20 protein-coding genes are annotated in these 26,407 nt (G+C 43.8%); 15 read left to right on the forward strand and 5 right to left on the reverse strand.

What is annotated here, in order from left to right; all coding sequences use genetic code 11:
* Positions 1–657 precede the first annotated feature (657 nt).
* The 11 genes from AC1DUD_RS09365 to AC1DUD_RS09415 all read left to right on the forward strand — a co-directional run bounded on the left by AC1DUD_RS09365 (position 658) and on the right by AC1DUD_RS09415 (position 16,323).
* Entirely contained in the window at positions 658–1,251 is a 594-nt protein-coding gene (locus tag AC1DUD_RS09365) for an RNA polymerase sigma factor (RefSeq protein ID WP_477373904.1), read from the forward strand.
* Between the two features lie 173 nt (positions 1,252–1,424).
* Positions 1,425–2,432 carry a FecR family protein gene (locus AC1DUD_RS09370; RefSeq protein WP_477373906.1) on the forward strand — a complete coding sequence of 336 codons (1,008 nt, stop codon included), beginning with the start codon at positions 1,425–1,427 and terminating at the stop codon, positions 2,430–2,432.
* 374 nt (positions 2,433–2,806) lie between these two features.
* Positions 2,807–3,916 (forward strand): STN and carboxypeptidase regulatory-like domain-containing protein, encoded by a 1,110-nt coding sequence (locus AC1DUD_RS09375; protein WP_477373908.1) that lies wholly within the window; start codon positions 2,807–2,809, stop codon positions 3,914–3,916.
* Between the two features lie 99 nt (positions 3,917–4,015).
* The gene (locus tag AC1DUD_RS09380; RefSeq protein ID WP_477373910.1) at positions 4,016–6,244 is read left to right on the forward strand and encodes a TonB-dependent receptor domain-containing protein; all 2,229 of its coding nucleotides are present in this window, start codon (positions 4,016–4,018) and stop codon (positions 6,242–6,244) included.
* 18 nt (positions 6,245–6,262) lie between these two features.
* Positions 6,263–7,915: a hypothetical protein gene (locus AC1DUD_RS09385; RefSeq protein ID WP_477373912.1), complete on the forward strand. Its 1,653-nt coding sequence runs from the start codon at positions 6,263–6,265 to the stop codon at positions 7,913–7,915.
* Positions 7,916–7,933: 18 nt separating this feature from the next.
* Positions 7,934–9,259: a hypothetical protein gene (locus AC1DUD_RS09390; RefSeq protein ID WP_477373914.1), complete on the forward strand. Its 1,326-nt coding sequence runs from the start codon at positions 7,934–7,936 to the stop codon at positions 9,257–9,259.
* Positions 9,260–9,282: 23 nt separating this feature from the next.
* The gene (locus tag AC1DUD_RS09395) at positions 9,283–10,437 is read left to right on the forward strand and encodes a fasciclin domain-containing protein (RefSeq protein ID WP_477373916.1); all 1,155 of its coding nucleotides are present in this window, start codon (positions 9,283–9,285) and stop codon (positions 10,435–10,437) included.
* A 22-nt stretch (positions 10,438–10,459) separates the two neighbouring features.
* Positions 10,460–11,713 (forward strand): fasciclin domain-containing protein, encoded by a 1,254-nt coding sequence (locus tag AC1DUD_RS09400; protein ID WP_477373918.1) that lies wholly within the window; start codon positions 10,460–10,462, stop codon positions 11,711–11,713.
* A 13-nt stretch (positions 11,714–11,726) separates the two neighbouring features.
* Positions 11,727–12,728: a fasciclin domain-containing protein gene (locus AC1DUD_RS09405; protein WP_477373920.1), complete on the forward strand. Its 1,002-nt coding sequence runs from the start codon at positions 11,727–11,729 to the stop codon at positions 12,726–12,728.
* Between the two features lie 10 nt (positions 12,729–12,738).
* Positions 12,739–16,032 carry a TonB-dependent receptor gene (locus AC1DUD_RS09410; RefSeq protein WP_477373922.1) on the forward strand — a complete coding sequence of 1,098 codons (3,294 nt, stop codon included), beginning with the start codon at positions 12,739–12,741 and terminating at the stop codon, positions 16,030–16,032.
* 12 nt (positions 16,033–16,044) lie between these two features.
* Positions 16,045–16,323, forward strand: a complete 279-nt coding sequence (locus AC1DUD_RS09415) for a hypothetical protein (protein ID WP_477373924.1) — start codon at positions 16,045–16,047, stop codon at positions 16,321–16,323.
* 986 nt (positions 16,324–17,309) lie between these two features.
* Here AC1DUD_RS09415 and AC1DUD_RS09420 read toward each other — a convergent pair.
* The 5 genes from AC1DUD_RS09420 to AC1DUD_RS09440 all read right to left on the reverse strand — a co-directional run bounded on the left by AC1DUD_RS09420 (position 17,310) and on the right by AC1DUD_RS09440 (position 22,581).
* A complete protein-coding gene (locus AC1DUD_RS09420; protein WP_477373926.1) occupies positions 17,310–18,380 on the reverse strand; it encodes an alkene reductase in 1,071 nt (356 codons plus the stop codon).
* Positions 18,381–18,466: 86 nt separating this feature from the next.
* On the reverse strand, positions 18,467–19,450 hold the full coding sequence (locus AC1DUD_RS09425; protein WP_477373928.1) for a helix-turn-helix transcriptional regulator: 984 nt from the start codon (positions 19,448–19,450) through the stop codon (positions 18,467–18,469).
* A gap of 167 nt (positions 19,451–19,617) precedes the next feature.
* Positions 19,618–20,340, reverse strand: coding sequence for a helix-turn-helix domain-containing protein (locus AC1DUD_RS09430; RefSeq protein WP_477373930.1), 723 nt, complete (start codon positions 20,338–20,340; stop codon positions 19,618–19,620).
* 165 nt (positions 20,341–20,505) lie between these two features.
* Positions 20,506–21,471: an NADP-dependent oxidoreductase gene (locus AC1DUD_RS09435; protein WP_477373932.1), complete on the reverse strand. Its 966-nt coding sequence runs from the start codon at positions 21,469–21,471 to the stop codon at positions 20,506–20,508.
* Positions 21,472–21,564: 93 nt separating this feature from the next.
* Positions 21,565–22,581, reverse strand: coding sequence for a helix-turn-helix domain-containing protein (locus tag AC1DUD_RS09440; protein WP_477373934.1), 1,017 nt, complete (start codon positions 22,579–22,581; stop codon positions 21,565–21,567).
* A gap of 210 nt (positions 22,582–22,791) precedes the next feature.
* Here AC1DUD_RS09440 and AC1DUD_RS09445 point away from each other — a divergent pair, with 210 nt between their 5' ends.
* From AC1DUD_RS09445 to AC1DUD_RS09460, 4 genes are all read left to right on the forward strand, one after another.
* Positions 22,792–23,298: a cupin domain-containing protein gene (locus AC1DUD_RS09445; RefSeq protein WP_477373936.1), complete on the forward strand. Its 507-nt coding sequence runs from the start codon at positions 22,792–22,794 to the stop codon at positions 23,296–23,298.
* Positions 23,299–23,412: 114 nt separating this feature from the next.
* Complete coding sequence (locus AC1DUD_RS09450) at positions 23,413–24,318, forward strand: alpha/beta hydrolase (protein ID WP_477373938.1); 906 nt, start codon at positions 23,413–23,415, stop codon at positions 24,316–24,318.
* Between the two features lie 2 nt (positions 24,319–24,320).
* Positions 24,321–25,076, forward strand: a complete 756-nt coding sequence (locus AC1DUD_RS09455; RefSeq protein ID WP_477373940.1) for a pirin family protein — start codon at positions 24,321–24,323, stop codon at positions 25,074–25,076.
* Positions 25,073–26,023, forward strand: a complete 951-nt coding sequence (locus AC1DUD_RS09460) for an NAD(P)-dependent alcohol dehydrogenase (RefSeq protein WP_477373942.1) — start codon at positions 25,073–25,075, stop codon at positions 26,021–26,023. The genes AC1DUD_RS09455 and AC1DUD_RS09460 overlap by 4 nt, the downstream gene beginning before the upstream one ends.
* The last annotated feature ends 384 nt before the right edge of the window (positions 26,024–26,407 follow it).

Consider the following 26,407-nt stretch of genomic DNA (forward strand, 5'->3'; position numbering starts at 1 on the left):
TAATTAATGTGGGATGGTTAAACCATCTTTTATTTTCCTTGCAAAGGGATTCTGGACATTATAAGCAAGTCTTCTTTAAATTGGTTCGAACCAACTAAGTCAAGGAGTACTATTTTAGGCAAGTTGTCAACAAAGTTGGTAACTTTTTTTATGGGAAAAATGTCAATCTTTATTCAGCTAACTTTAAACAGTTAATGGGCATGGACCGCTTTGTTTTCCCCTTAATTTAATCATTTAAAACTGAATTTAGGCTAAAGATCGGGATAGATTTTACGCAACAATAATTTCTGGTAATATAATAAGCAAAATCTGATGTCAGGACTTTTCAGGGAATATCCCGGAACATGATCTATTAGTTTACTCCATGAAGCACCGTTTAGCTATTTGCCTCCATCACTGCTTGTCCCAAATAATCGTCGCTCGCCAATCACTGTTATCAAAGCCTTTTACCGTCATTTAATCTCTTACCAAATAGCTCTATCATAATACTATGTCATTTTCTTAAGAGCGTTCCCTCATTGAGAAAAGAATAATTATGCTTAATTCAATCTTTGTAACAATATTATCAGGTACTTAATGATTGGTTAATGTCTGCTTAACGCAGCCGTGTTGTTTGCTGACTACATTTGAACCGAAATTTGCTTTGTATTGCTGTATATGGCTTTAAAAGGATTATCGGATAATAATTTACTGAACGAATGCGGAAAGGATAACCTGAAGGCATTCGGCATTTTATTTGAGCGATACTCTGGCAAATTATACAAATACGCCTTACGTTACATCAATGATGAACATCTGGCCGAGGAGGCAATGATGGATTTAATGCTTTGGGTGTGGGAAAAGCGGCATACGCTGAAGGTTGAAGGCGAGTTTCAGGCCTACATTTTCAGGGCGATGAAAAATGCAACCATCAAAGCAATTCGCAAAAAGCCGTTGTATAATGATCCGGTTGAGCTTTTTGAAAACGATGCGGCACTTACCACTTTATCTGCCGATCATCGCTTAAACGAAAAGGAGGTTGAACTTGCCTATCTTGAAAAGCTGGACTTGCTAAGCCCGCAGCGTAAGCGTGTATTCCAGTTAAGCCGCGAAGAAAACCTAAGCCATGCCGAGATTGCCGATAGTATGAACATCTCTGTTTTTACGGTTAAAAACCATATCAAAGCATCATTGTCTCATTTCAGGGAACATCTGAAAGGATTCGCAGAAATTACTACCATCCTGATCCTGATTGGCTGGTACTGTCTTTAAATAGAATTCCGCGCAATAGTTTTTAATTTGATTTTCTGAAAAATAATCTAATTGAAAATCAGCCACTTGAAAACATAATCCATTTTTATGTAAAACRGATTAGCCCTCCGAAGCATTTTTTGTCCCTTTACGGTTGTACGGCACCAATAAAAGGTTCGTCGGGATGAAGTAATATGTCAAAACAAGTAGATCGCGGGTTAATTGTAAAATATCTCAATAATGCCTGTTCGCGGGAAGAGCGGATTTTGGTGGAACAGTTTTTACAACAAACCGAATCTGAAGATCTATTAAATGAAATCCTGACTGAACGGTCTTTGCAGGATTGGGCGGAGTTCAGGCAGGATGACACCAGGAGCGAAAAATTACCACTCTGGCTTAAATCAATTCATCAACGAATAGATGAATCATCTTTTTCTCCGGAAACTCCTGCTTCAAAACCTTTCTACCTGCGTTACGCGGCGGTATGGATTGCCTTTATGATGATAGCCGGCGCTTACAGTATCTGGCAATATAAAAAAAACCAGGCCGAAGCGGTCTCTTACTTCGTGAGCAATAATCCAAACGGCAAGCGGTCGGTTATTACGCTTGCCGATAGCTCGGTTATTTACCTCGGTGCCGGAAGCAAGTTAAACTACCCCGATAAGTTTGTTGGCGACACACGCGAAGTCAGCTTATCGGGCGAAGCTTTTTTTGAGATCACTAAAAACCCAAAAAAACCATTCATCATCCATACCGGCGATGTAACTACCAAAGTATTGGGCACCTCGTTTAAAATAGAGGCTTTTAAAGCCCGCCCGCTTTCTGTTGAAGTGGCCACCGGTAAGGTAAGGGTTGATCAGCACCTGGCCAACAATAAAATAAGATCGCTGGCTATACTTACACCCGGGCAAAAGGTAACTTGGAACAATGACAGGGCCGAAACGGGAGAGGTTGCTATCGATGCTGTGCGGATGTGGAAGGATTCTAAACTGGCATTCAATAATCAATCGCTCAGGGATATTGCCGATGAGCTGGAAAGATGGTACAACCTGGAGATCGTTTTTAAAGATCATGCTAAAGCCGAAGAAAGAATGACCGTTACCCTTAATGCCGGCGTATCTGCCGATAAAATTTTCAACGTACTGGCCAATGCAGCCAAGTTCAAATACACCATTAAAAACAACCTGGTTACAATTAATTAAAAAGCGAAGAAAGGAATGGAAATGAAATAAATGTAAAACGTCCCCTTTGCCATAGGCAAGGGAACGCTTTAATGATGCAATCAAAAAGCTGTGAGTTTTGGACGACAGAACAGCTTGATGACCAATCCCACAAACTGTTTAAAACAGCGCGGGCTGCTAACAGATTTTCCCGGCTGGGCCGGGGTTAACTATTAATGCACAAAAATATGCAAAAAGGATTACGAATTTATCCTTCAACCCGAATTTTAAACTGGTTAGGTATAATACCGATAAGTATTGACAGCCAGCAACATCATCAAATAAACAATGCCCGGCCAACAATAAAGGCCGGGATTATTAAGCGGCTATTCACAAATGAAAAAATATCCTTTCTGATGAAGTGCTCTTTTATTTTTTTAGTGGTTCAACTTACCTGCATAGGCATGTTGTTGGCGGGCACCGTTCATAGCCAGGATCTTAATCAAAAGATTTCATTGAACCTGGAAAACGCCACGTTAAAAGAAAGCCTGCTGAAAATAGAGCAGGAAAGCAATATCCCTTTTGTACTGCCCGAAAAACTAATTGGGCAGGTTGAACGAAAAACATCTTTAAACCTGAAGGATGTTACCATAAAGCAGGCGATAGAGAAAGTATTGCATGCCACGGGGCTAAGGTATAAAATGGTGGAAGGCTATATCGTTATTGAAGCCGTCCCGATCCCCCCGCTGGCCGGCGTCATAGAAGGCTCTGTTTATGACGCCAAAACCAAAGAAACACTGATCGGGGCAATAGTTGTTATCAATGGCCGCTCCTATCCTACAGATGCAAACGGGCATTTCAGGGCCAGTTTGCAACCGGGCACTTACGATTTGGAAGTACGATTTGTTGGATACATTACTAAAAAACTACCCGGCATATTGGTAAAAGAAAAGGTTACAATCACGCTGAATGTTGTACTTGAATCAAATACCACAGCTTTAAATACTGTAACCATCGAGGTGCGCAGGCGGGCAAATACCGAATCGTCGGTATTGAACGACCGGAGGAGGGCGGCCGCGGTATCCGACGGGATCAGCGCGCAGAATATTGAAAAAACAGCAAGTATAACCACCGCGCAGGCCTTACAGCGTGTAACAGGTGTAACCATTACTGATGATAAGTATGTTGCCGTAAGGGGTATGGGCGACAGAAGCGTGATCGGCATCCTGAATGGTGCAAGGCTATCATCTTCAGATCCCGACAGAAGCACCGTACCGCTTGACCTGGTACCTGCCAGTTTACTTGATAACATTGTGGTATATAAAACGGTTACCCCCGACAAGCCGGCCGATGCCTCGGGAGGTATTATCGAGCTAAAAACCAAGTCCATCCCCGAAACCGAAACGCTTACCATTACGGCGCAATCGGGCATGAACTCCAATATTGGTTTTGGCGGTCAGGTAAATAGCTTTTATAACAGCGATATGGGCTTTTTAGGTCAGAAGGTGAAAGATCACGACCTTTAAAGCGATTTCCTGAACCTTGGCAAACAGTATCCCGGCGGCCTGGCGCAAATACAGCAAAATATAACTACAGCTAATGGCGATAAAGCAAGCCTTGATGAAGTGAACAGGATTAATGGCATCATGCACCAGTTTGATCCTGTGTTAACCACACGATATAAAAAAGCACCCCTTAACGGCATTTACAATGTTACTTATGGCAACTCCTTTCATGTTTTTAAAGATCATGAGTTAGGGGTGATCCTGAGCGGGAGTTACTACAACCGGTCAACCGATATCAGTGGTGGCACACTCAATCAATATAGTATTTACCAGGGTGTGATAACCGGTAATCCTTATATCGATCAATCGAGATATATCCCCGCGTATATCACGCCTAATAAACCGGGGCTTGGCAAATACGTTGGTTATAAGGAAAATACTGGAAACCAAATACTTAACTATGGCTTCTTAGGTGGTTTGGCATACCGTTTTAATAAAGACAATGAATTAAGCTTTCAATATATAGGCAGCCGTGGGGCAGAAACACAAGCGACAAGTTTAACTGGCCAATACGGTTATACATCAGGCCTTAAAGGTCCGGTATACAGTAATATTTATTCGCTTAAGCAAACCTACCGTACGTTTGATACTTATAACCTTCAGGGCGAGCATAAAATTAATACAGGTAAGTACAGCCCGCGTTTAAGCTACAATATTTCATCCTCCAAATCTACACAGGATGACCCTGATTACAGGTTTGTAAACTTGGCCGACTACAGGCCTACAGGTGGTGGTTATTACGCGATCGCCCCTCAGGTGCCAGGATCAGATGTTACTTACCTGGGAACAAATGATCATTATGCGCTGGTATCCGGCTATGTAAATGGATACGGCCCATACGGAAAAATTCAGGCTGACCCGAACGGCCGCAGGTTCCGGAATCTCGATGAAACCAATTATAACTATAAGGCAGATGTTACCATCCCTTTTGGTTTTAAAGGCCTGGATCAGTCTTTTAAAACGGGTATAAACTACTTGTTCCGCAATCGCAACTTTAGCGAATACGCGCTTTCGCTTCCGGGATCTAACTTTTCTGCAAATAAGCAATACCCGCTTTACCATGTAAACGGCAACCTGGATCAACTGGTGGGTAACAGCCAGATTGGTATCCATCCGCCAACATCATCAACCCCGGAGGGAGCACCATTGGTAAGCGGTTTTTTATATAACCCGCTAAAATCTCCAAATAATTACAAGGGCTATTATGAAACCAATGCTTTGTACGCCATGCTTGACCTGCACCCCCTAAAAAACTTGCGTGTAACGGGAGGTGTACGTTTCGAAAAAACAGATATCAAAAGTAAGATAGATACCGCGGGCGTGTATATTGATCCTTCGCTTTCTGAGGGCGGCATACCCCTGGTTTTTGCTAATCCTATTTCGGCATATAAAACAAAATACAAGCCCTACTATTCGGTAAATGCAACCTATGCGCTTAATGAAAAGATGAATTTCAGAGGGGCTTACAGTACTACGCTGGCCCGCCCCGAGATCAGGGAGCTAACCAACGTTTTTGAGTTTGACCCTTTTCAGCAGGCATTGGTGGTGGGTAACCCCGACCTGATCAACCAGGAAACAAAGAGTTATGATTTTCGTTGGGAATGGTTCCCCAAAAGTGGCGAGGTTATATCAACCTCCTTCTTCTACAAAGAGATCAAGAACCAATTAGAGAAAGTGTTTATCCAAAACTCTGATGGTATAGCTGCAACGTTTCCTGAATTCCCTACTGTTGGATATCGTAATAATCCAAATGAAGGTCATGTGGTTGGTGTGGAAATGGAAATTGTTAAAAACTTAGGGCTGCTATGGGATCCACTTAAGAATTTCTTTTTGGGAACCAATTTAATGGTAGCCAGCAGCAGCGTTTTGAAAAACCCTGAACGTTTGAATGCATCCCGCATAATTGACCGTAACTCGCCGTCAAAAAGCCCGCTGGCCGAACAGGCTCCATATTCTATCAACGGATTTTTAAACTATGCTAACCCGCGTTCGGGGACAGACCTGTCCGCTTCATTTAACATGGTTGGCGAAAGGCTGATCCAGATCAATATGGACGGCGCGCCGGATCTGTACAGCAGGCCAACGCCGGTATTGGATTTCGTATTCAGCCAAAAGATAGGGAAACGCCTTGTATTTAAAGGATACGCTAAAAACATACTAAACCGGCCTTATGAAGAAACCTATAGTAACCCGGGTACTGGTGGTACCTATTACGGTACTAAATACATCAGGCGAAGCTATCAGCGCGGAGCAGAAATTATGATGGGCTTTACCTATAACCTGTTTTAAACTACAATGGAGAAAGTGATGAAAACAAAAATATTTTACAGGGTAATAATAATTTTTACGGTGTTGCTGGCTATGGCATGCCGTAAGGATAAGCAGGACGTACGGGTGGGAAACCTGCCCGATTACAGCAACAACGCTAAATCAACGGTGCGGTTAATAAGCTTAGATTATGCGGTTGACCTAATAGTTAACAATACCAAATTAACCAACTGGCTGGGATATGTGAACCAGCTACCACCTATGCCTTATCCAACCCCTTATTTCCCCACTACGGGAAAATTTAAAGGTACTTATAACTTGCCGCAGCAGTTTTTAGATAAAAACAGCGAAGCAATGATCAAGATTTATTTACCTAATGATGGCGGAATTAATCTGCTTGATTCTTTCAAGGTACAGGAATCTTATAACCAGCCACGTGACTATTATACTGTTGCTGCAACGGGAATACCAACTATGGTACCAAGGTCTGTTACAGCACCCGCCGATCCGGGCCACATCCGTATCAGGCTGGTTAATCTCTCCGGCGAAACACAAATTAGTGATGGAAAAGACAAACTGAGCCTGGCTTACGCCGATGGAAGCATTGTTAATTCGGTTACCTCGGGCATTGCGCAGGGATTATGGTCTGAGTATATAGAACTGCCTTATGGCACGTACCAGTTTAAGGTGTTGGCTGCAGATAAACCCTTACAGTTTGCGGGTAAACCACCTGTAAAGCCCCAAATAAGCTCGCCAACTGATGCATCTTTAAACAATAGCCAGGTATATTACGCACCAGTACGAAGCTTTCAGCCCGGCGGTGTATACACTATAGTGGTAGCCCCTGCAGAGGCATTTCAATTTGACTCCGATTCGCATATAACCGCTAACGTTTATTCGGTTGTAACCGATGTTGACCCGCCTGCTAACATCACCTACGGGCGCCTGCAAGCCATTAATGCGGCAAATGAAAATGGCTTAAAACTACAGATAGATGGCACAGAAACTTCGCTAACGTACGGCACAGCTGGCGATTATTCTACGTTGATAAAAGGTAGCCATAATATTAAAGTAGCCGATGCATCGGGCAAAATAGTTGCTCAAAAAAGCATCAGCCTAAACGGCGGCGATAACCTCTCACTATGGGTTTACCCATCAGCAAACGGAAATGTGGAGATAACCGTAGTGCAAAATAACATGACAGGCTTGCGCAACACTACCACAAACCCGGATGGTTCTGATAACGGACAGGGGGTTTATGATCCGCTAACGGTTGATATGCTGTTGCAAACCCGTTTCCTGAACCTTTGCCCGGACCTGCCTTATGTAACATTCACCAGCGACAACGGGAAACTGTTTCCGGAAAACAAGGCCACAAGCAGTGCATTGGCCGCCCAAAATCTGCAACCCGGTCAGTTACCCGATAAGGCAACTGTGCCATATCCATATGTAGATATGGGATACCTTTCTGGTGGTGTAGTAAACGCTTACCGCTCGCGCCCGGGGGTAGTGCCGGGCGACAGGTTAACCGGAATAAAGGCCTTGGCACCGGCCGACTTTGTAAGGATGGGATCTCAGTTCTTCAATAACGGAAGATTTATAGCGGAGCCCGGTGTATACACTGTTGCCCTTATTGGCCGTATTGATGCGGGGCATCAGCCAAAAATGATCGTTGTAAAACATAACCGTTAACTATTTAAGCGAATATTTATGATTAACAAGAAATTAAACACCAATATGCCTTTAACAGGGATGCTTGCGGTTTGTTGCTGCCTGCTCATCCTGTTATCGGCTTGCCGTAAAACGGAATATAATATAATTGACAGCCCGGCTTACCTGCGGGTGTTCAATAGCCTCAATTATGATATTAATGTAAATAATAAGGATTTGCCACCCCCATTCCTGGTGATGGTGATAGACCCTGTATATGATGCCTCGGGCTTAATTACCGGAGGGGATGTGTTGGGTGATTTTTTGGATAAAAGGGCACCTTACGCACCGCCATACCCGGATAAAGCGGGTAGCACATCTTTTAAAAACACCGAATACCCGGGTAGTGCCAAAGTTTTAGCTGGCCCCATACTAAATGGCATCGACCTGTCCAGCTGGGCGCAGGTAAAATCGGGTAAACATCGTGTTGTTTTTTATAGCAGGCCTATTAACCCAACGCCATTCTTTTCGCTTGAGGCGCGCGACAGGCAAAGCCTGCTTGCAGACAGCACCATAAATTTCACCCCGGGCGAGGTTTATACAATGGAAATATTACAGAAAGCCATCAAAAAGCAAAATGAATTGTCAACAGCCTTATACATAAGGCAGGAGCAATTTACTAAAACGCCTTTCTCAGACTCCTTATTATATGTAAATTTTTATAACCTCAGCGCTGAGGGCTATGCAGCTGCCAATCCCGATCCCGCAATTAACGGTACACAGGATTACTACAACATTACCAATAAAGGCAGGGCATACGGCGATGATATGAACATTTACTATTCTGTATATACTACTGATACTGAATACCCATTTTCACAAAACGGCTCAACTTTGAGTACCACGCTTGTTCCCGGCTATAATAACATCCGCGTAGGCCGCTTGGTTCGGTCACAGTCTGCAGGTTCGGCAGCCTATACCAGTATCCCAATGTTTGCAGGCCCTGATACTACAGGCAGGATATTAAGCAGGCAATGGCAAGTGTTCAGCATACTGGCACCGCAAATAGCACCTATTAACGGACCTGTTACCGTGGGGACTAACAATGGATTTGCCGATGCAAACATAGATTTTGGTGCCATAGGTTGTTCCAATTTAAGTAATGATGGCAAAGGGGTTATTGATGGCCCGTCACAACTGCCATTATTGGGTTTTCCGCCAAAGCTTGTGGCAAGCAACTGGTTGCCAAATTTGATCAAGTATACAGCATCAGGCAAATACCAACTGCGGTCTTTCGCAACCATAAGCACTATCGAGATCATTAACAACCAGGTTTATTTGATGAGTGTGCAGCGCAGCTTCCCACCTCCGGTTACTGTAAACTAACATTATCACTAAGCAAATACATGATGAAAAAACATAATACTGCATATATTATAGCAACCTGGCTGGGCATATTAATGGCGCTGGCTTCATGCAAAAAGCCAGATTTTGTAGATACCCTGCCCCCTGGGCAAATTGGTACTATAACCAGCTACCTGGCCAATAACTTTGATATGTCGCTCTTTTCGGCGGCAGTACAAAAGGCCGGGCTGGCAGACAGCCTTAACCAGTCGGCATCCGCTTTCACTATCTGGGCCCCGGTAAATTCGGCATTTAATAAAGAGGGTATTTTTAACCCCGCTGATTTTGACAAATGGGGTACAGATAGTCTTAAATACTTTGTGCGGTCGCATATTATGCCGGGCAAATTATTTTTTAAGGATATACCTGTAGCGAGCGATAACCGGTATAAAAATGTTAACGGCACTGATCTGTATGTATCAAGGGTCGCTATTTCTTATATACCACTGATTGTTGATGGTGTGGCTGTAAAACCTGTTGGCCAGCTAAACGGCGGTATCCCAACAAACTTTGGTGTCGCACAGTTAAATGGGGTGGTATATCCATTAACAAGCCCCCTTAAAACTTTTAAGGGTACAGTGCAGGATTTCCTCAATTCAAGGCCCGATCTGTCTCTGTTGACCGCCGGTATCAAAAAGTTTGGTCTTTGGGATAACCTGAAGGGAAACGGCCCATTCACCGTAATTGCCCCCCAGGATACGGCCTTTGCCAAATATGACTTAACCCAAAGCAGCCTTGCAACATTGAACATTAACCGGTATGACCCTGTGCTATTTGGGGCGTACTTTGCTACGCCTAACCATGTTTATCCGCTTGATGTATTCCAGTTGGTAGGCCAAAGTGATTTTTTTGGACTAAGCACCACGGTGTCTGATTATAGTTTGGTCATGAGTGTTGTAACTAACCGGACAAATGGTTATTCGGTTTTGCTCGCGAAAGGGAAGGTAACCCCGGCAAGTGCCGAGCAATTCTTAGGACCGTTTGAACCGGGAACCCAAAATCGGCTTGGTAGTGTATTTTTAGGAGAAGATCGAAGGACAGGCATACAGATAGACACTGACCATCCATCTTATGGTCGCTATATCAATTATACCTGTTCAAACGGGGTGGTCCATTTATTATCCCAGGTGGTGGTTATGCCATCAGAAGTAAAAAAATAATTCATCAGCTTAAAATATTATCATGAATTTAATACGCAAGAAAAGCAATTGGTATATGTTTTTGATTTATACCATCTGTACAACGTTTACATGCTTTGTTTCCTGCAAAAAAACCGAAGAGCCTGTAAAGCCGATAGGGCAGGAACTGCCGTATATAGTAAAAAGCCCAAAGAAACTTGATGCAATTGTTGATTCCATCCCCGAAGCATCTTTGTTTAGAGCAGCGTTTAAACGTTCAACCGTACAGGATTACAGGGATAGCCTGTCCGGCGGGAACGCTGATGCGGCCTACACCTATTTTATCCCGACAGACCAGGCTTTTATTAAAGCTGGCTATACTGCCGATAAAATAAGCACCATGACGGTTGGCGAACTTAACCAACTGTTGGGTTATTTGATCATCCGCGGATACATTAATTCTACGAAGGAGAATCCACGCCAGGGAGTTTCTTACCAGCCACTTATTCATCCTGACCCAACGATGGAGCGTACAAATCCCTACGTGTTTGGACGGGGTAATCCTTATATATATGTGTTAACGGTAGGGTTTTCAGGTAATGCCTTGTTGCTAAATGGAAAAAAGGTAAAAGAGAATTCGGCAGGGATACAAGCCAGTAATGGTGCTGTTTTTATGATAGATAGTATCATTAAAAAGCCCGAAGACGAAATGTACCAGTTGTTACAGGCCGATACAAGCCTGACCTTTTATATGGCCGCTTTACAAAAAAGTAACGATGTATATAATCAAAAAGGGATAGCAGGGTATACCTATTACAATATTCGCTTTAATGATTACGACTGGCTTTTATTAAACAATAATGTTTTCACCGGGGGAAAGGGAGCATTACCTTTTGTTGTTGTATTTGCCCCTGTTAACAGCGCCTTCAGAAAGGCCGGTTTCCGGTCCATCAGTGATGTGGAGGCTTATATAGACAAGTCAGAGTTGGCTACGACAACCGATTATAAGGAAATATTAACCAATATGGATTCTATCCTGGTTAATCACCGCTTTCTGTCAGGCTTTACGGGTACCATGAATCCTATAAATACAGGATGGAGTTATTTATACACACCAGACCTGCTCAGTTTAAAGACCATATCCAACGGAGAAAATGGGGGTGCTATGATATTTACAGATAGCGGGGGCGGCAAAGTAACCATGCATCGTCAGGATTTTCCTGACGGACGCGGAGCTAATATCATCCCGGTATCTGACATCACCACATTAAACGGGGTGGTTCATCACGTTGATAACTTGTTATTGCCTACACCTTAAAACCCATCGCAACATGAAAAATTCAATTATAAATACCGGTAAAATTTGCCGGTTAATGGCGATAGCCTTGCTGCTGCTTTCGGCTTGCAAGAAAGATAAATTGCCACCTGCCGATGCAAATGTTACTAATGGTATTACAGCCGTTGTGAGTAATAATGCAAGCAGTTTATCACTTTTCGGCTACGCGCTTAACGCTACTCATTATAATGATACGTTGAGTAATCCAGGCCCCTTTACTGTATTATGCCCGTCAAATACCGCGTTCATTAATGCTGGCTATACATCTGGTGTTGATATCATACAGGCAACTGGTTTGATGAATACCTTGCTTCCTTACTATGTTATTCGTAAGGAAATAAAACTAAATGCCCTGCCGCTTGCGTTTGACCAGCCGGTTACGGCATCAAACGGGCAAACTATTTACATTACCTGCTGGCAAAACAGCCGTGATACGGCCATTATAGCCAACGGTATCCGGTTAAGCACTTTTGATAAACCCGCGGCCAATGGACTGGTAAATATTACCGATGGAATGCTTACTCCGCCTGTTTATAAAAATGTACAGGAAGCTGTTTCGGGCGACCCTTTGTTATCATTTTTCAATGCCGCCCTCATCAGGAGTGGCCTTGTCGAAACGTTTAAAACAGGCGGCCCCTATACCATATTCGCGCCTGTTAATACCGCGTTTAACAGTATCGGCCTGTTATCGGTTGATGATGTGTATAAGGCTGATCCTGCCTTTTTACAAGCCCTTGTTAAGGGGCACGTGGTTACCAAAAGAAGCTTTGTATATGATTATATATTAAAAGCGGATGTGCCCACAAATACCTATGAGGAAACCATGCTGAACGGTGCCAAATCAACCATTACCCTTATCCCGGATTATAATTTGCCGGGGAGGTTTTTGGGGATCCAGATTCAGGGAACATCAGGCAACAACATAACGCTTTCAAAACCAAATGTGCTGGCCGGCAACGGTGTGGTGCACAGCATCACCAATATTTTAACGCAATAATTATTGACACATGCAGATTTTTAAAAATATCATAAAGAGCATCCTGTTGCCCGTACTCATGGTTTTTGTACTATGGGTACCCGCGGCAACAGCCCAGCAAACAGATGGTACCATCCGGGGCAAGGTTACCGATGCCGGTAATGTGGCACTTTCGGGTGTAACCATTAAAGCGGTACACACGCCATCGGGCACGGTATATAATACCATAACCGATAAAACAGGGTTGTTTTATTTACCCGGTTTACGCATAGGCGGGCCATATACGGTAACCGCGACCATTATAGGCATGCAGGCCTCAACTCAAAATGAGATAACCGTACATTTGGGAGAACCACAACAACTGGTTTTTATCCTTACAAATGCGACCACCGAGTTACAAACGGTAGTCATCAAATCAACTTCTGGCAGGCCGCGTGCAAACAGTTACGGCGCAGGGCAAAACATCAGCAGTAGCCAGCTTAAAAACCTGCCAACTGTTTCGCGCAGCTTGCAGGATCTTACCCGTACGGTACCCCAATCAACCAAAGATAATTCATTTGCAGGTACCAACTTCCGTTACAACAACATCACCATAGATGGCGCTATTAATAACGACGCGATAGGTTTCAGCCCTTCGGCAGGTGGTATAACAGGTTCATCGGGCGCGCCGGGTTCAAGTACCCATAGTAACGCTATCTCGCTTGATGCTATTGAGGATCTGCAGGTGTACCTCGCGCCTTATGATGTGAAGATCGGTAACTTTACAGGAGGCAGTATCAACGCCGTAACCCGTAGTGGTACAAATACGGTTACAGGTTCGGTCTATGCTTACGGGCGCAATGCTTCCATCACCGGGAAGGATAGGGTGGGCACCTTAGGCAAAATGAACAATGATTTTTATGATGCACAAACCGGTTTCCGGGTTGGTTTCCCGATCATTAAAAATAAACTCTTCTTTTTCACCAACGAAGAAATTACCAGGAGGCGTACTCCCGAACAATTGACCGCCGGGCAACAGGAAACAGTGCAGATATTAAGCAGCAAGGACGCCGATGACATCCGCAATGCAACGCTGAGCCGCTACGGCAAGGCTTTTGATCCGGGCGACGCGGGCCAATACAATACCTCGTCGCGCTCTGAAAAGTATTTTAACAGGATCGACTGGAATATCGACGAAAGAAACCAATTATCCATTCGTAATAACACGATATTTTCCAACTCGGTTGAACTGGACCGCGACCAGCAGGATTTCAGGTTTACCTCTATGGCTTACAAGCAGGTAAATAACCAAAGCTCAACCGTTGCCGAGCTTAAAACGAGGCTGAATGGCGGCATTTCCAACAGTTTTATTTTAGGATATACCTCCATCCATGATTATCGCACGCCGACATCAGATCCCGCGCTTCCGCAGGTACAGATCATGGGCCGCACACCCGGAACCACCATCTATCTTGGTACCGACCGCGAAGCATCCATCTTCAACATGAAGCAAAAAACCTGGGAGATCACCGATAATTTTACCTGGCATAAAGGGAAAAATACGTTTTTGTTCGGTACCCATAACGAGTTATACAATATCAACTATGGCTTTGTAAACTCATGGAACGGCAGGGTTGATTATTTGAGCATTGACGATTACCTGAATAACAATCCCTATCGTGTAAGGGGAAGTTTTAATTATCAAAACAATTCAAGAGATTATATCCTTGCCCACCCCGAAGCCGATTTTAATGTTAACCTGTTAAGTGTTTATGCCCAGGATGAGATCCAGGTGAGTGATAAACTACAGGTTATTCCCGGCATTCGCGCCGATTACAGCTTTGTGCCCACCAAACAGCCACTGAGCGATGTTACCAAAACAGCCCTAAAGGATGATTTTTTTGGTAATACTTACAGCTACACCCCTTTAAACCAGATAACCAATAACTACCTGGGCAAAATACAACTCTCGCCCCGTATAGGTTTAAGGTATGATTTTAATGGCGACAGGAGCCTGGTATTACGTGGCGGCGTGGGTATGTTTACCGGGCGCATCCCGTTTGCATGGCTGGGTTATGCTTTTTACAATACCGGTGTTAATTACGGCTCTTACGATCAAAAGGCAGATCAAAAGCCATTTGCCCCCGGTTCCGACCCTTTAAAGGGAGGAGCTAACGGCATTGCCAATTTCATTTCGCAAAATGGTGTTGTTGTTAATAATGCCAACGCCGGGCAAAAACAGGTAGATGTTGTGGATAACAATTTTGTGATGCCCAAAGTACTGCGTGCCAGTTTAGGGCTTGACCGTACCACCGCCGATGGCTACAAATTCAGCCTTGAAGGTATTTACACTAAAACCATTAAGGATGTTTATTTTCAGCAGGTAAATATTAAAGATGACCCACGGTATTACGGGTTTGATACACAGCACCAGTTCCCGGTATACAGCGGCTCGGTTGATTCCCGTATTTCCAACGCTTACGAATTAAGCAATACCGGTTTGGGCAGCAGGTACTCTATAACCGCAAGCATCAGCAAAACCTACCAAAACGGGCTAAACGGCTCGGTTGCGTATACCTACGGGCAATCGAAAGACGCTTTTAACGGCATCCGTAACTCGATGGAAAGCAACTGGCAGCTAAACCAGGCGCTTAACCCAAATAGCGCGGGGCTGGCTTATTCTAATTTCGATATCAGGCACCGCATCATTGCCAATATCGGTTATCGCAAAGGCTGGAACGCGACGTGGGTGAGTAGTTTTAATGTTTTCATCAGCGCGCAGTCGGGCAGTCCGTTTACTTACGGTATAGTTAACAACAGCAGCCAGGGGCTTCCGCAACAGGTAAGCCTGGCCTATATCCCGATGGCAAACGAAGCAGTACGATTTTTTAAGGACTATGCCGATCCTGCATCCGGAGTTAACATAACCGCCGCTCAACAGGCCGATGCCTTTAACAACTACATCAACAGTAATAAGTACCTGAGCGGTTTAAGGGGCGATTTTACCAAAAGAAACGAAGGCCGCACCCCATGGAACACCAATGCAGATCTTCACTTTGCGCAAGAATATCATTTCTCAAAAAAACCGGGCAGCGAGTTTATCACCCTTACCGTTGATATTCTGAACCTTACCAATTTGCTTAACAGCAATTGGGGAAGGGTATATTTTTCGCCAAATACATTCAACTCTACAGCGAGTGTTGGGCTAACACCGGTTTTATTCCCGCCACAGCAAACATTGGGCAATTACCCGGTTTACCGTTTTGCCGACCCGGGTAAACCTTATTCCATAGATTATTTTGCCAGCAGATGGCAAATGCAGATAGGTTTGCGATATACATTTTAACACTATCTGAAAATGCAGGGCATCAATAAAACGAGGCATGCGCATCTGGTTGATGCCCTGCTTCAAATAGAACGGCAGTTAAGCACAGGAAGTGAATATTTGCAAGAGGCGGAAGAATACCTGGCCGAACTGGAAAGCATTTACAGTGATTACGAAAATATGCTGGGTGAACTGGCTGAAAAGATCAGGGCGTATGAAACATTGTTTGGCCATATTAAGATTCAGTTTCTGGGTAAAAAGCTGAAGGCGCTGAAAAGGGAGATATGTTTGAGAAACCTAATTGCCCAATAAGGTATTAAAGTATTTGCCTCGCTTACAAACCATAATCCTTATGTAATAACAAAAAGGCAGCGCTGAAACGGAGGGCACTGAAAAAGTCCGCTAAAAATGGGCAAGAAAAAAGGGGATGTATCTTAAACGATAACATCCCCTTTTCGTTGACTTGTAGCGCAATCTGCTGGACTTGCGATTCGTATAAGCGATTCTCAGGGCCTCAAACTGATTTTTTTACTGACTTTTTTCAACCTTAAAAAATAAGGGGACTTTTTCAGTGCCCTCCTGAAACGCCTGCCTTTTTTAAATAAAAGGGTCAAGTTTGAACTACTGTTTTCACAATAGTTACCTCCTTTTAACTAAATAGAATTGGCGTTTAACTGTTACCTGATTAATGACTTATCATGCCGCAATTTGATAAAGAGAAATGTTCTGATAATAATCCATGTTTATTGATAACAGGCAGCGTAGTTGCAATCGTTGGCTTAGTGATTTAACAATTCGTTGGTTAATATTGATCTTAATGCGTCATTGAAGTATAATAAGCGCAAAAAGCAACCCTCAAAAGCATCATTTTGTGGATTAATAAATGGGAAGTAAAAACGCTGATTGATCCGCATAAAAGGTTGTAAATTGAATTGACAACTTGTATAATATTGTAGCCGTTTATGGGATCGAACCTGTAAAAAGATTAAGCACAGAATCTTTTCTTTTTCTTCGAGAACCGGCGAAAGTTCAAGTCCAATAATTTTTCTGGTTCAATTAAAAACGGGTTTGATATTTAAAATCGGCCTCAATCATTAAATAGAGAAGCCAAACGTTTCAGATCATCAATAAATTGGTTCGTGTGGACGACAGGTTTGAGTACTATTTATGACAAGTAGCCAATTTTTTTGGCTACTTTTTTTATAGGGCATTTCTTAACTTCCTGTGATATAATATAAGATTGCCACTAAATAACCTCTCCGATTCATACAAGATTTTTATCCGGCACTGGTAAAGGATCAATTGAATAAAACCGGGTAGTCGGTATATCCTTTAGCGCCGGGGGTATATAAGGTGGTAAAATCTGGTGAGTTCAATTCTGCGCCGTTGATAATACGCTGCTCCAGGTCTGGATTGGCTAAAAATGGTCTCCCAAATGCAATAAGATCCGCATCACCTTTATTTAATTCAGCCTCTGCTTTTTCGGCAGTAAAGGTGTTACAATAAATAATTGTTCCCTCGAATTCGGTTCGAATCGCTGCCAAGGTTTGTGCGGGCACCTGCGGATTAATACTGATGTGTATGTAGGCAAGCCCGATGCGGTTAAACTCCCGGCTTAAATGAATGTAAGTTTCTTCCATAGCATCGGCATCATAAGATTGCAGGTCACCAAGGTTGGAATTAGGCGAGATCCTGACACCAACTTTTTCTTTACCGATAGCGTCCGCCACACGTTGCGCCACTTCCAGGGCAAACCTGCTTCTGTTTTCAATGCTGCCACCATAAATATCTGTGCGGTCATTCACATTCGGGTTCAGAAACTGCTCAATAAGGTAGCCGTTTGCCGCGTGTAATTCTACACCATCAAAGCCTGCGGCTATTGCGTTCTTCGCGGCTGTTACATATTTGCTGATCACGTATAGCACGCCCTCGGTAGATAAGGCTACCGGAATTGGATAATCCTGCATACCCATTGTATCAGTGTGCATTTGACCTGCCGCCGATATAGCGGATGCGCCTACCACCTGTACACCCACAGGCAGGTTAGCCTGGTGGCCGATACGGCCGGTATGCATCAATTGCAAAAATATCTTGGTGTCGTTTTGATGTACAGCATCTGTCGTTAATTTCCAGCCTTCTATTTGCTCAGCTGAAAAGATTCCCGGGATACGGGCGTAACCCAAGGCTTCCGGGGCCGGGGCGGTACCTTCCGTGATAATCAAACCTGCTCCCTTGCGCTGGCTATAGTATTCAGCCATCAGGGCGTTGGGTATATTGCCGATAGCGCGGCTGCGGGTCATCGGGGCCATCACTAAATGATTCTTCAAATTCAGGGATTGGCTATTGTAGGGCATAAGTAACTTTTTCATATCGTTTGTTTTAATGTTTTAAATGATATGTCAAAGGTCGCCCGGATGCCGAATTCAAAATAGCGTAGCTCGCCCGAAAAATAGTCCTATCCGCCTGATGCGTATTTTTTTGGCTTTTGCTGATGATGCCGCTCAAATAAGCGGGTAAAATGGCTTAAGTTACTAAAGCCTAACTGATAGCCGGCCTCACTCACGGAATAATTTTTATGTTTGAGTAGGTAGGCTGCTTCTTCCATGCGGGCTGTTTGGTAATAATTGTAAATACTATCGCCAAATACCTGCCTGAACAGGTCTTTCATTTTGGTTTCGCTCAGGCCACCTAATTTAGCCAGATCGGGCAAGCTGGGAGGCTGACTCAAATCGCTGAGTATCGCTTTCCGGATAATAGCGAGCTTTTCTGCATCAGCTTTGTTAACGGGGCTATGTCCGTTAGATTGACGGTTGCGTAGTTGATTAAAGACATCGTAGAGCAGCGTTTCCGCTTTAAGCCGGTAGAAAAAACCCGCAAGCCCGTTTTCTGACTGCGGTTCCGACAACTGTTTGAGTGTCATCTGTGTTTCGATCCCCATACTTTCATAAAAAAGGAAGGACCCTTTGGGGTTAACAATGGTATCGATCAAATGATCAGGACGGTTAAGGTCCAATAAGCACTTAAGACGAGTGGCACTTAACCCGATCACAGTATAATAGATTTCGGTATGGGCCGGAAAAGTGATCAACGAGTCTAAATTATTGGAAGCGATCTGTATCGCCATATCGTTATAACGGCTAAAATGATGTTGTTCCTGATCCTCCGTAATTAAGCTTACTTGTTCTTCATTATTATAGAAAATGACGCTGATGAAGCTTGCCGGTTCTTTTGACCCTACCCGTTTCAGGATTAGCTCCTGCTTCAGTCGGTACCTATGTATGAGCAGGCGAAAATCATCATTAAGATCAACGCGGCGTACAAACCCCTCGCCAAGGTATGAAGGAATTTGCAGCTCATTATTAACCACAGGTACTTTTAGGGCTTCCGCAAATGCTGTTAAAAAATTAAACTGCGGCTGAGTAACAAATTCGATTAACATGTTTAGTGATTATGGTTAATTAGCGCGCATTCCTTGATGTATAACTGATCTGCCATGAATAGGTAATCGTTTTTGCGCTAACTTACTTATTCTTCCACCAAATTGTTCGGAATAGTCTTGCTTTGTTTAAAATATAATATATGGCTGCCGATTCACAGTCGCTGTCTTCAGTTGAAAGAGCGTCTGAATTCCAGTGGTGATAAGTTGGTTTTGGCTTTAAATAATTTGCTGAAGGACTGGAGGTGTTCGAATCCGAGTTCATAAGCGATCTCACTGACGGACAGGTTTGTGGTCGACAGTTTTTGTTTGGCTTTTTCGACCAGTTTTTCGTGGATATGTTGCTGGGTGTTTTGCCCTGTGAGCACTTTTAGCATACTGCTCAGGTATTTCGCAGATATGTTCAACTCTCCGGCAAGGTAGGCGACCGTTGGCAGGCCCTGGTAGTTGGCTAATAATGTTTCCAGGCGTTCGAGGATCTGGTGATTGGCTAATTCCCGGGTGATGAACTGGCGGTGATAAAAGCGATGGGCGTAATTGAGCAGGGTTTCGATGTGCGAGATTATGATGGGCTTGCTGAATTGATCAATGTTGGCCCGGTGTTCCTGTTCGATATTTTGAATGAGGGTGGTGATGGTGGTTTCTTCTTTTTCGGAGAGGAAAAGACCTTCATGTAGGGAATAATCCCAGAAATCGTATTGTTTGATGGTTTTGGCTAAGGAGGTGTTCCAGATCAGATCAGGATGGATGTAGATCACCCATCCTGATTTTTCTGCCTGTTCGCCTTTGTCTGCTATACCGATACTGAATACCTGACCGGGTGCCATGAAGGACATGATGCCTTCATTGAAGTCGAAAGGATGCTGCCCGTATTTGGCCTTGAAGTTGTGCATGCGTTTGACGGAAATTGAATAGAAATCAAAGACCATCTGCTGCATTTCTTCGCCGCGGGAATGGGGCACGGTCCCGACATCCACGACGCTAATAAGTGGATGCTGCGGCGCAGACAGATCCAAATACCTATGAAATTCGCTGATGGTTTTAAAATGTTTCATTGGCTATGCTTCTTTTTTGATTGCTAAGACCAGTTTACCCCGAACGTGCCAGGTTTCGCTTTCGCGGTGCGCTTCTGCCACCTGTTCCAGCGGATAGACTTTGCTGATCAGCACCTTCACCTGGCCCTCGTCGATCAGTTGCGCGATCTCGGTCAACCAATCCTGCCGCGGCTGATTCACAGCGAGTTCAGCACTTACTTTTTTGGCGGCGGCGGCGTCTGTCATTTGCTCGTTGAACGGAAAATCTGTATTCACACTGACGAAGATACCGCCTTCTTTCAATACGCCCAAGGCTTTGATACGCTCGTCGTTGTTACGGGTTGGTGATGCTTCCAGTACGACATCCATATTGGTCAAAATTTCTTCAAAGTTTTGGGTCTTGTAATCGATGACTTCATCGGCACCGAGCTGTTTGAGGTGTTCCCGGTTACTTGTCGAGGCCATCCCAATCACATAAGCACCCATCGCTTTGGCAAACTGCACGGCGAAACTTCCGACGCCACCTGAGGCACCCTGGATAAAAATACGCTGTCCTGCTTGCAACTTACCATGCCAAAACATGCCCGTCCAGGCCGTCAGTGCTGCCAATGGCACGCCTGCTGCTTCGTTAAAGCTCAGGCTTTTGGGTTTAAGGGCAAACTGATTAGCTTTTGCCGCGCAATATTCCGCATAGCTTCCGTTGCCGGGAAAATTAGGGACACCGTAAACGGCATCTCCTTTGCTAAAGGCAGTCACTTCGCTACCTACCGCCTCTACCGTTCCTGCTGCGTCCCAGCCCAGGGTCATGGGTAAGGTGAGGAAAGACCGCATACGGATATTGGCACCTTTCCGGATCGCCCAGTCGACGGGGTTGACGCCGCTGGCGTAGACTATGACGAGGATCTCATCGGGCGCAGGAATTGGCACCGCTATATCTTCCATTTTCAGGACCTCCGGTCCGCCGAATTCGTTTATTCTGATGGCTATCATATTTCAACTTTCTTTGACAACAAAAATGAGAAAGTATGGGACGACAAATTTAGCCAAACTTCGCTTTATGTTAGCCTAAAAGCCAGAACCAGCTCAACAGAAAGGATTGGATTCTCTTATCAAACGGCTTTTAAATTGTTTAGGCTTTAGTTGATGGTGCCGTTCAAATACCCTGGTAAAATGACTAAGATTGGTAAAACCCAATTTATAAGCAGTTTCTGATACAGACAAGCTGCTAAGAAGGCCGGCTGCCTGTATCATCCTCATGGCCTGATAGTATTGATAGATGCTTTGTCCAAAGATCTGCGTGAAGAGCTTTTGTAATTTGGTTAAACCTAAACCCGACAAATGAGCGAGTTCCGGGAGCAGCGGACAACTATTCATATTCTTCAGTATTGCCAAACGGACCAGGTAAATTTTTTCGGCGTCTTTCCGTTTGACATTTACCGGGGCTATGACCGGGCGTTTCAATAAGTTTCTAAAAAGATGATAGATCAGCTCTTGTGCTTTTGTCTTGTAAAGTAACATCGGCAGTTCTGTAGCGCCATTGACCTTGATGATCTGCTTGATAACATGATCCATTTCGGGACGAATGACATCATGAATAACAAATGATGGCTGGGTTTTAACCAGATCTAAAATTGTGGCGCGACGTTCGGAATTGAGTAAGCCGGTTAAGTAGCTGCGCGAAGTGCCGATGATCAGAAAGTTGATCGGTTTGTCTGCAGGTATCTTTAGTTCAGTATTGAAGTTACAGGTTCCGATTTCCACTTCAAACCCTGTTAATTCATCAAAGAAAGGATCATGTTGTTGCTGACTGTATCTGGACAGGAATTTAGACCGGTCAAATCTTAGCGTTATACTTTCGGTGTTTGCAATAGCCTGCCGCCTTAGCACAAGATCATGATTTAATTTATAGTTATGGATAAACAGGGCCATGCCATCCAGGCTGATGTGCTGAATGTAACCTTCTCCCAACCATTGAGGCAGATGTACTTTGTCGCCTTCCACGATCGTGCTGAAATGTTTGGCGAACGCTGTCAAAAAATGATAGTTTTTGATGACTTGAAACTCAAATTCTACAGCCATCACACGTTCGGGTCTTACCATGATTTAAATCAATTGTTTCGTTTTGCTGGCGAGCAAAATGACTCCATTAAATATATTAAATCAAAAGCATCAATTTGCGACTAATCGGACTATTTTTTAAAAAATACGGCTTATAGCGAGTTTTTTGGCTATTGTTTCTTATGGGCTATGCTTAGCACTTAAGTTAAATTTGAAAATAGATAAATCACGAATATTTTAAACAGTATAACTATGGAAAATTCAAAACCGTCGCCGATAACCGTTGATCCTAAAGGTGGGGAAATATTATCGATCGTAGGCGATAACTATCGCGTACTGGTCTCGGGCAAGCAAACCAATGGCGCATTTGCTACTATCGACATGCTGATCCCTCCGCAAAGCGGCCCGGGGCCTCATTCTCACGCCAATTTTTATGAATCTTTTTATATCGTCGATGGCGAAGTGGAGGTTCATTCTGAAGCTGGATCTTACACCGCTACAAAAGGTTCGTTTGTGGTGATACCTGAAGGCGGCGTGGTGCATTACTTTAAAAATGTAAGTGATCGGTTAGCTCACTTGCTTTGTACCGTTGTCCCGGCCGGTCTGGAAGAGTTTTTTGAAGAGATAGGTGAACCCGTGGCTCCCGGTGAATTTCTACCGCCGCCGCCTATGACACCGGATGCGGTAAAAAAGCTTCAGGCTATTGCTCAAAAGCATGGGCAGGTAGTTTATCCGCCGGATTTTTTGGATAAGAAGTAGCTGAAACCAGCCTGCTTCTACGATTTGGGCGGATCGGACTATTTTTCAGGCGCGGTGCGCTATTTTAAATTTGGCACCCTGCCGACCTTTGACCTATCATTTAAAATTGATCCAATGGCACTATCCGAAGAAGTAAAAAAAACAATAGCAGATGCAGGAGCGCATGGCTTTGATAAATTAAACCTGTTGCCACCGCAGCAAACCCGTGACCTGATGAAACAGGCCCCGGCAAACACGAACCCGACAGCTGTTGGACAGGTGATCAATACGATCATTGAAAAAGACCACATCCCGGTAAGAATTTATATTCCCAAAGGAGATGGCCCTTTCCCGGTAATCACTTATTTTCATGGGGGCGGTTTCGTGCTGCTGAGTTTAGATACACATGACGAGATCTGTCGCCAACTTTGTGTTAATACAGGTGCTGTGGTCATGTCGGTAGATTATAAACTGGCACCGGAGCATCCCTATCCCGAGGGGCCGGAAAGTGCTGTTGCGGCTACGCTCTGGATGATCGAAAACGCAAAAAAATATAATGGAGCAGGGGACAAAATGGCCGTAGCCGGCGATAGCGCCGGCGGATATATGGCAATTTGGGTGGCTCAAAAATTGGCGGCTAAAGGAATTGCGCTAAAAGCCCAGTTTGCAACTTACCCGGTGACAGATCACTATTCATCACATCATGCTTCCTGGGAAGAAAACAAGGAAGGTTATGTGTTGACTGCCGAAATGATGAAATGGTTTTGGGATAATTATTTAACCGATCGGGCTAAATTCGACGAGGCCTCGCCTTTAAGGGCAGCAGATCTTTCGGGTTTGCCACCGGCGCTGATCATGACGGCCAACTATGACCCTTTGAGAGACGAAGGAAAAGCCTATGCCAATAAACTGCAAAAGGCAGGTGTCCCAACGATCTATCAAAATTACGAGAACGTCCATGGATTTTTCGGGACAGGTTCAATTGGACAACAGGCAATGCAGGAAGCCAGTAATTTTTTAAAAGAAAAATTAAACAGTTAATCATGTTGCAAATTATTTCAAATCAGCAAAAGATCGTAAAGAAAAACGGGGGCTTTGGTATCGAGATACTATTTCCCGGCAAAGGGATCGGCGCTGAAGATTCGGGTATCGGTACTATTGGAAGGATCGACCAGGCCACTATTACCCCCGGCACTTTAGTACCTATGCACCCGCATCAGGATGACGAGATACTGACTTATCTGCGAAGCGGCGTAGTTGAACATAAGGACACGGAAGGGAACATCGAGATCATTACCAATAAAAGGCTAATGATGATGAACGCCGGTTCGAAATTCCAGCATGAAGAACTTGTTTTGCCGGAGGGGGGCGTGCTGACTGCCTTACAAATATTTATTCGTCCCGAAACCGGTGGACTGACACCGGAGGTGCAATTTCATGAATTTCCGGATGTGAACAGTCTGAATACTTGGCGGGCTGTAGCGGGTAAGGGCGATGATTTCCCGCTACAGATCAGGAGCAATACTTGGATCTATGACATAAATTTAGAACGGGGAAAACAACAATCACTGCCTGCGTTACCGATCGGAAACGCCACATGCCTGGTCTATGTATTCGACGGATCGCTCGCGATCAACGAAACTACCGTTATCCAAAAAGGAGAAAGCGTTGTTGTTGAAGATGAGGAAATCCTGTTTAATGCGTTTGAGGACTGCAATATTGTATTGTTTGTAACTGACCTTAACGCTCCGGTATTTAAAGAAGGTATGTACAGTGGCAACATCAACAGAGCAAAATGAAAAAGATAATTTATTCCAAATTCGGAGGTCCGGAAGTATTGCAAATAGCAGAAGTACCGATTCCTGCCGTTCAAGAAACAAACGTATTGATCAAAGTTAAAGCGGTATCCATTAATCCGCTGGACTGGAAAATACGCAACGGAGAAATGAAATTAATGTCTGGCAGTAAATTTCCTAAAGGTATTGGCATCGATTTTTCGGGCATTGTTACAGAAACAGGCACAGTGGTGACTCAATACAACAAAGGTGATGAAGTGTTCGGCATATTGGATGTGTTTAAAGGCGAAGCCCTTGCCGAATATATCGTTGCCTCCGAGAAAGATATAACTATAAAGCCCGCAAATATTTCATTTGAACAGGCCGCAGCGATGCCCGTAGTAGGTTCTGCTGCATTACAAATATTTAACACTTTGGTAAGCTTAAAAAAAAGCACTGAAATCCTAATCAATGGTGCGTCAGGTGGTATAGGCATGTTCGCTACTCAGATCGCAAAAATCAAGGGGGCTATAGTAACTACCGTAGTTGGCGATAGTGGTATTCAAGCGGTTAAAGATTGGGGTGCCGACTTCATCGTCAATTACAATAACGAAGATGTTTTAAAAGGGAACAAACAATATGATATTGTTATTGATCTATCAGGCAAAATGCCTTTTAGTAAAGCAAAACAAGTAATGAAGCATTCCTCCGCGTATATACATACGGCCCCCGGACCAAAAGAAATTATCAGCTCTTTTTTCATCAACTTATTTTCCAATAAGAAATATAAATTACTTATGCTAAAACCTTCCCCGGAATATCTTACGGAACTTAAAGGTTATGCAGAAAGCGGAGTAGCAATTGTGGTGAGCAAGATATATCCTTTTAATTCATTTAATAAAGCTTACAGAGAAGTTCCAAATGGTAAATATATAGGCAAAGCAGTTATCATAATGAATGAATTGGTTTAAAATTCGGCCGTTAATGAATTTTCGCATTAAGAAAAGTATTTACGACTATCATACCCACTCTGTACTTTCATTAAGTGTTCATGCGATGAAACTTCATACGGTTCAATCGAAAACGGGTTAGATATTTCAAATCAGCCTTAATCATCAAATAGAGCGGCTAAACGTTTCAGGTCATTTAAAAATTGGTTCGTGGGAACTGCGGTTTTGAGTACTATTTTAGGCAAGTTGTCAATTTTATTGACAACTTTTTTTATGGAATAAAATTTACTCTTATAAATGTGAAAGGAATCAAGCCGAAGTTTGTCCAAAAACATTTTATGGAACGTGATTGGACTAAAGTCACCATTGCCAACGAACTTGTATATTTATTGGGGTTATTCAGGC

The organism is Mucilaginibacter sp. P4_A11 (assembly GCF_056402535.1).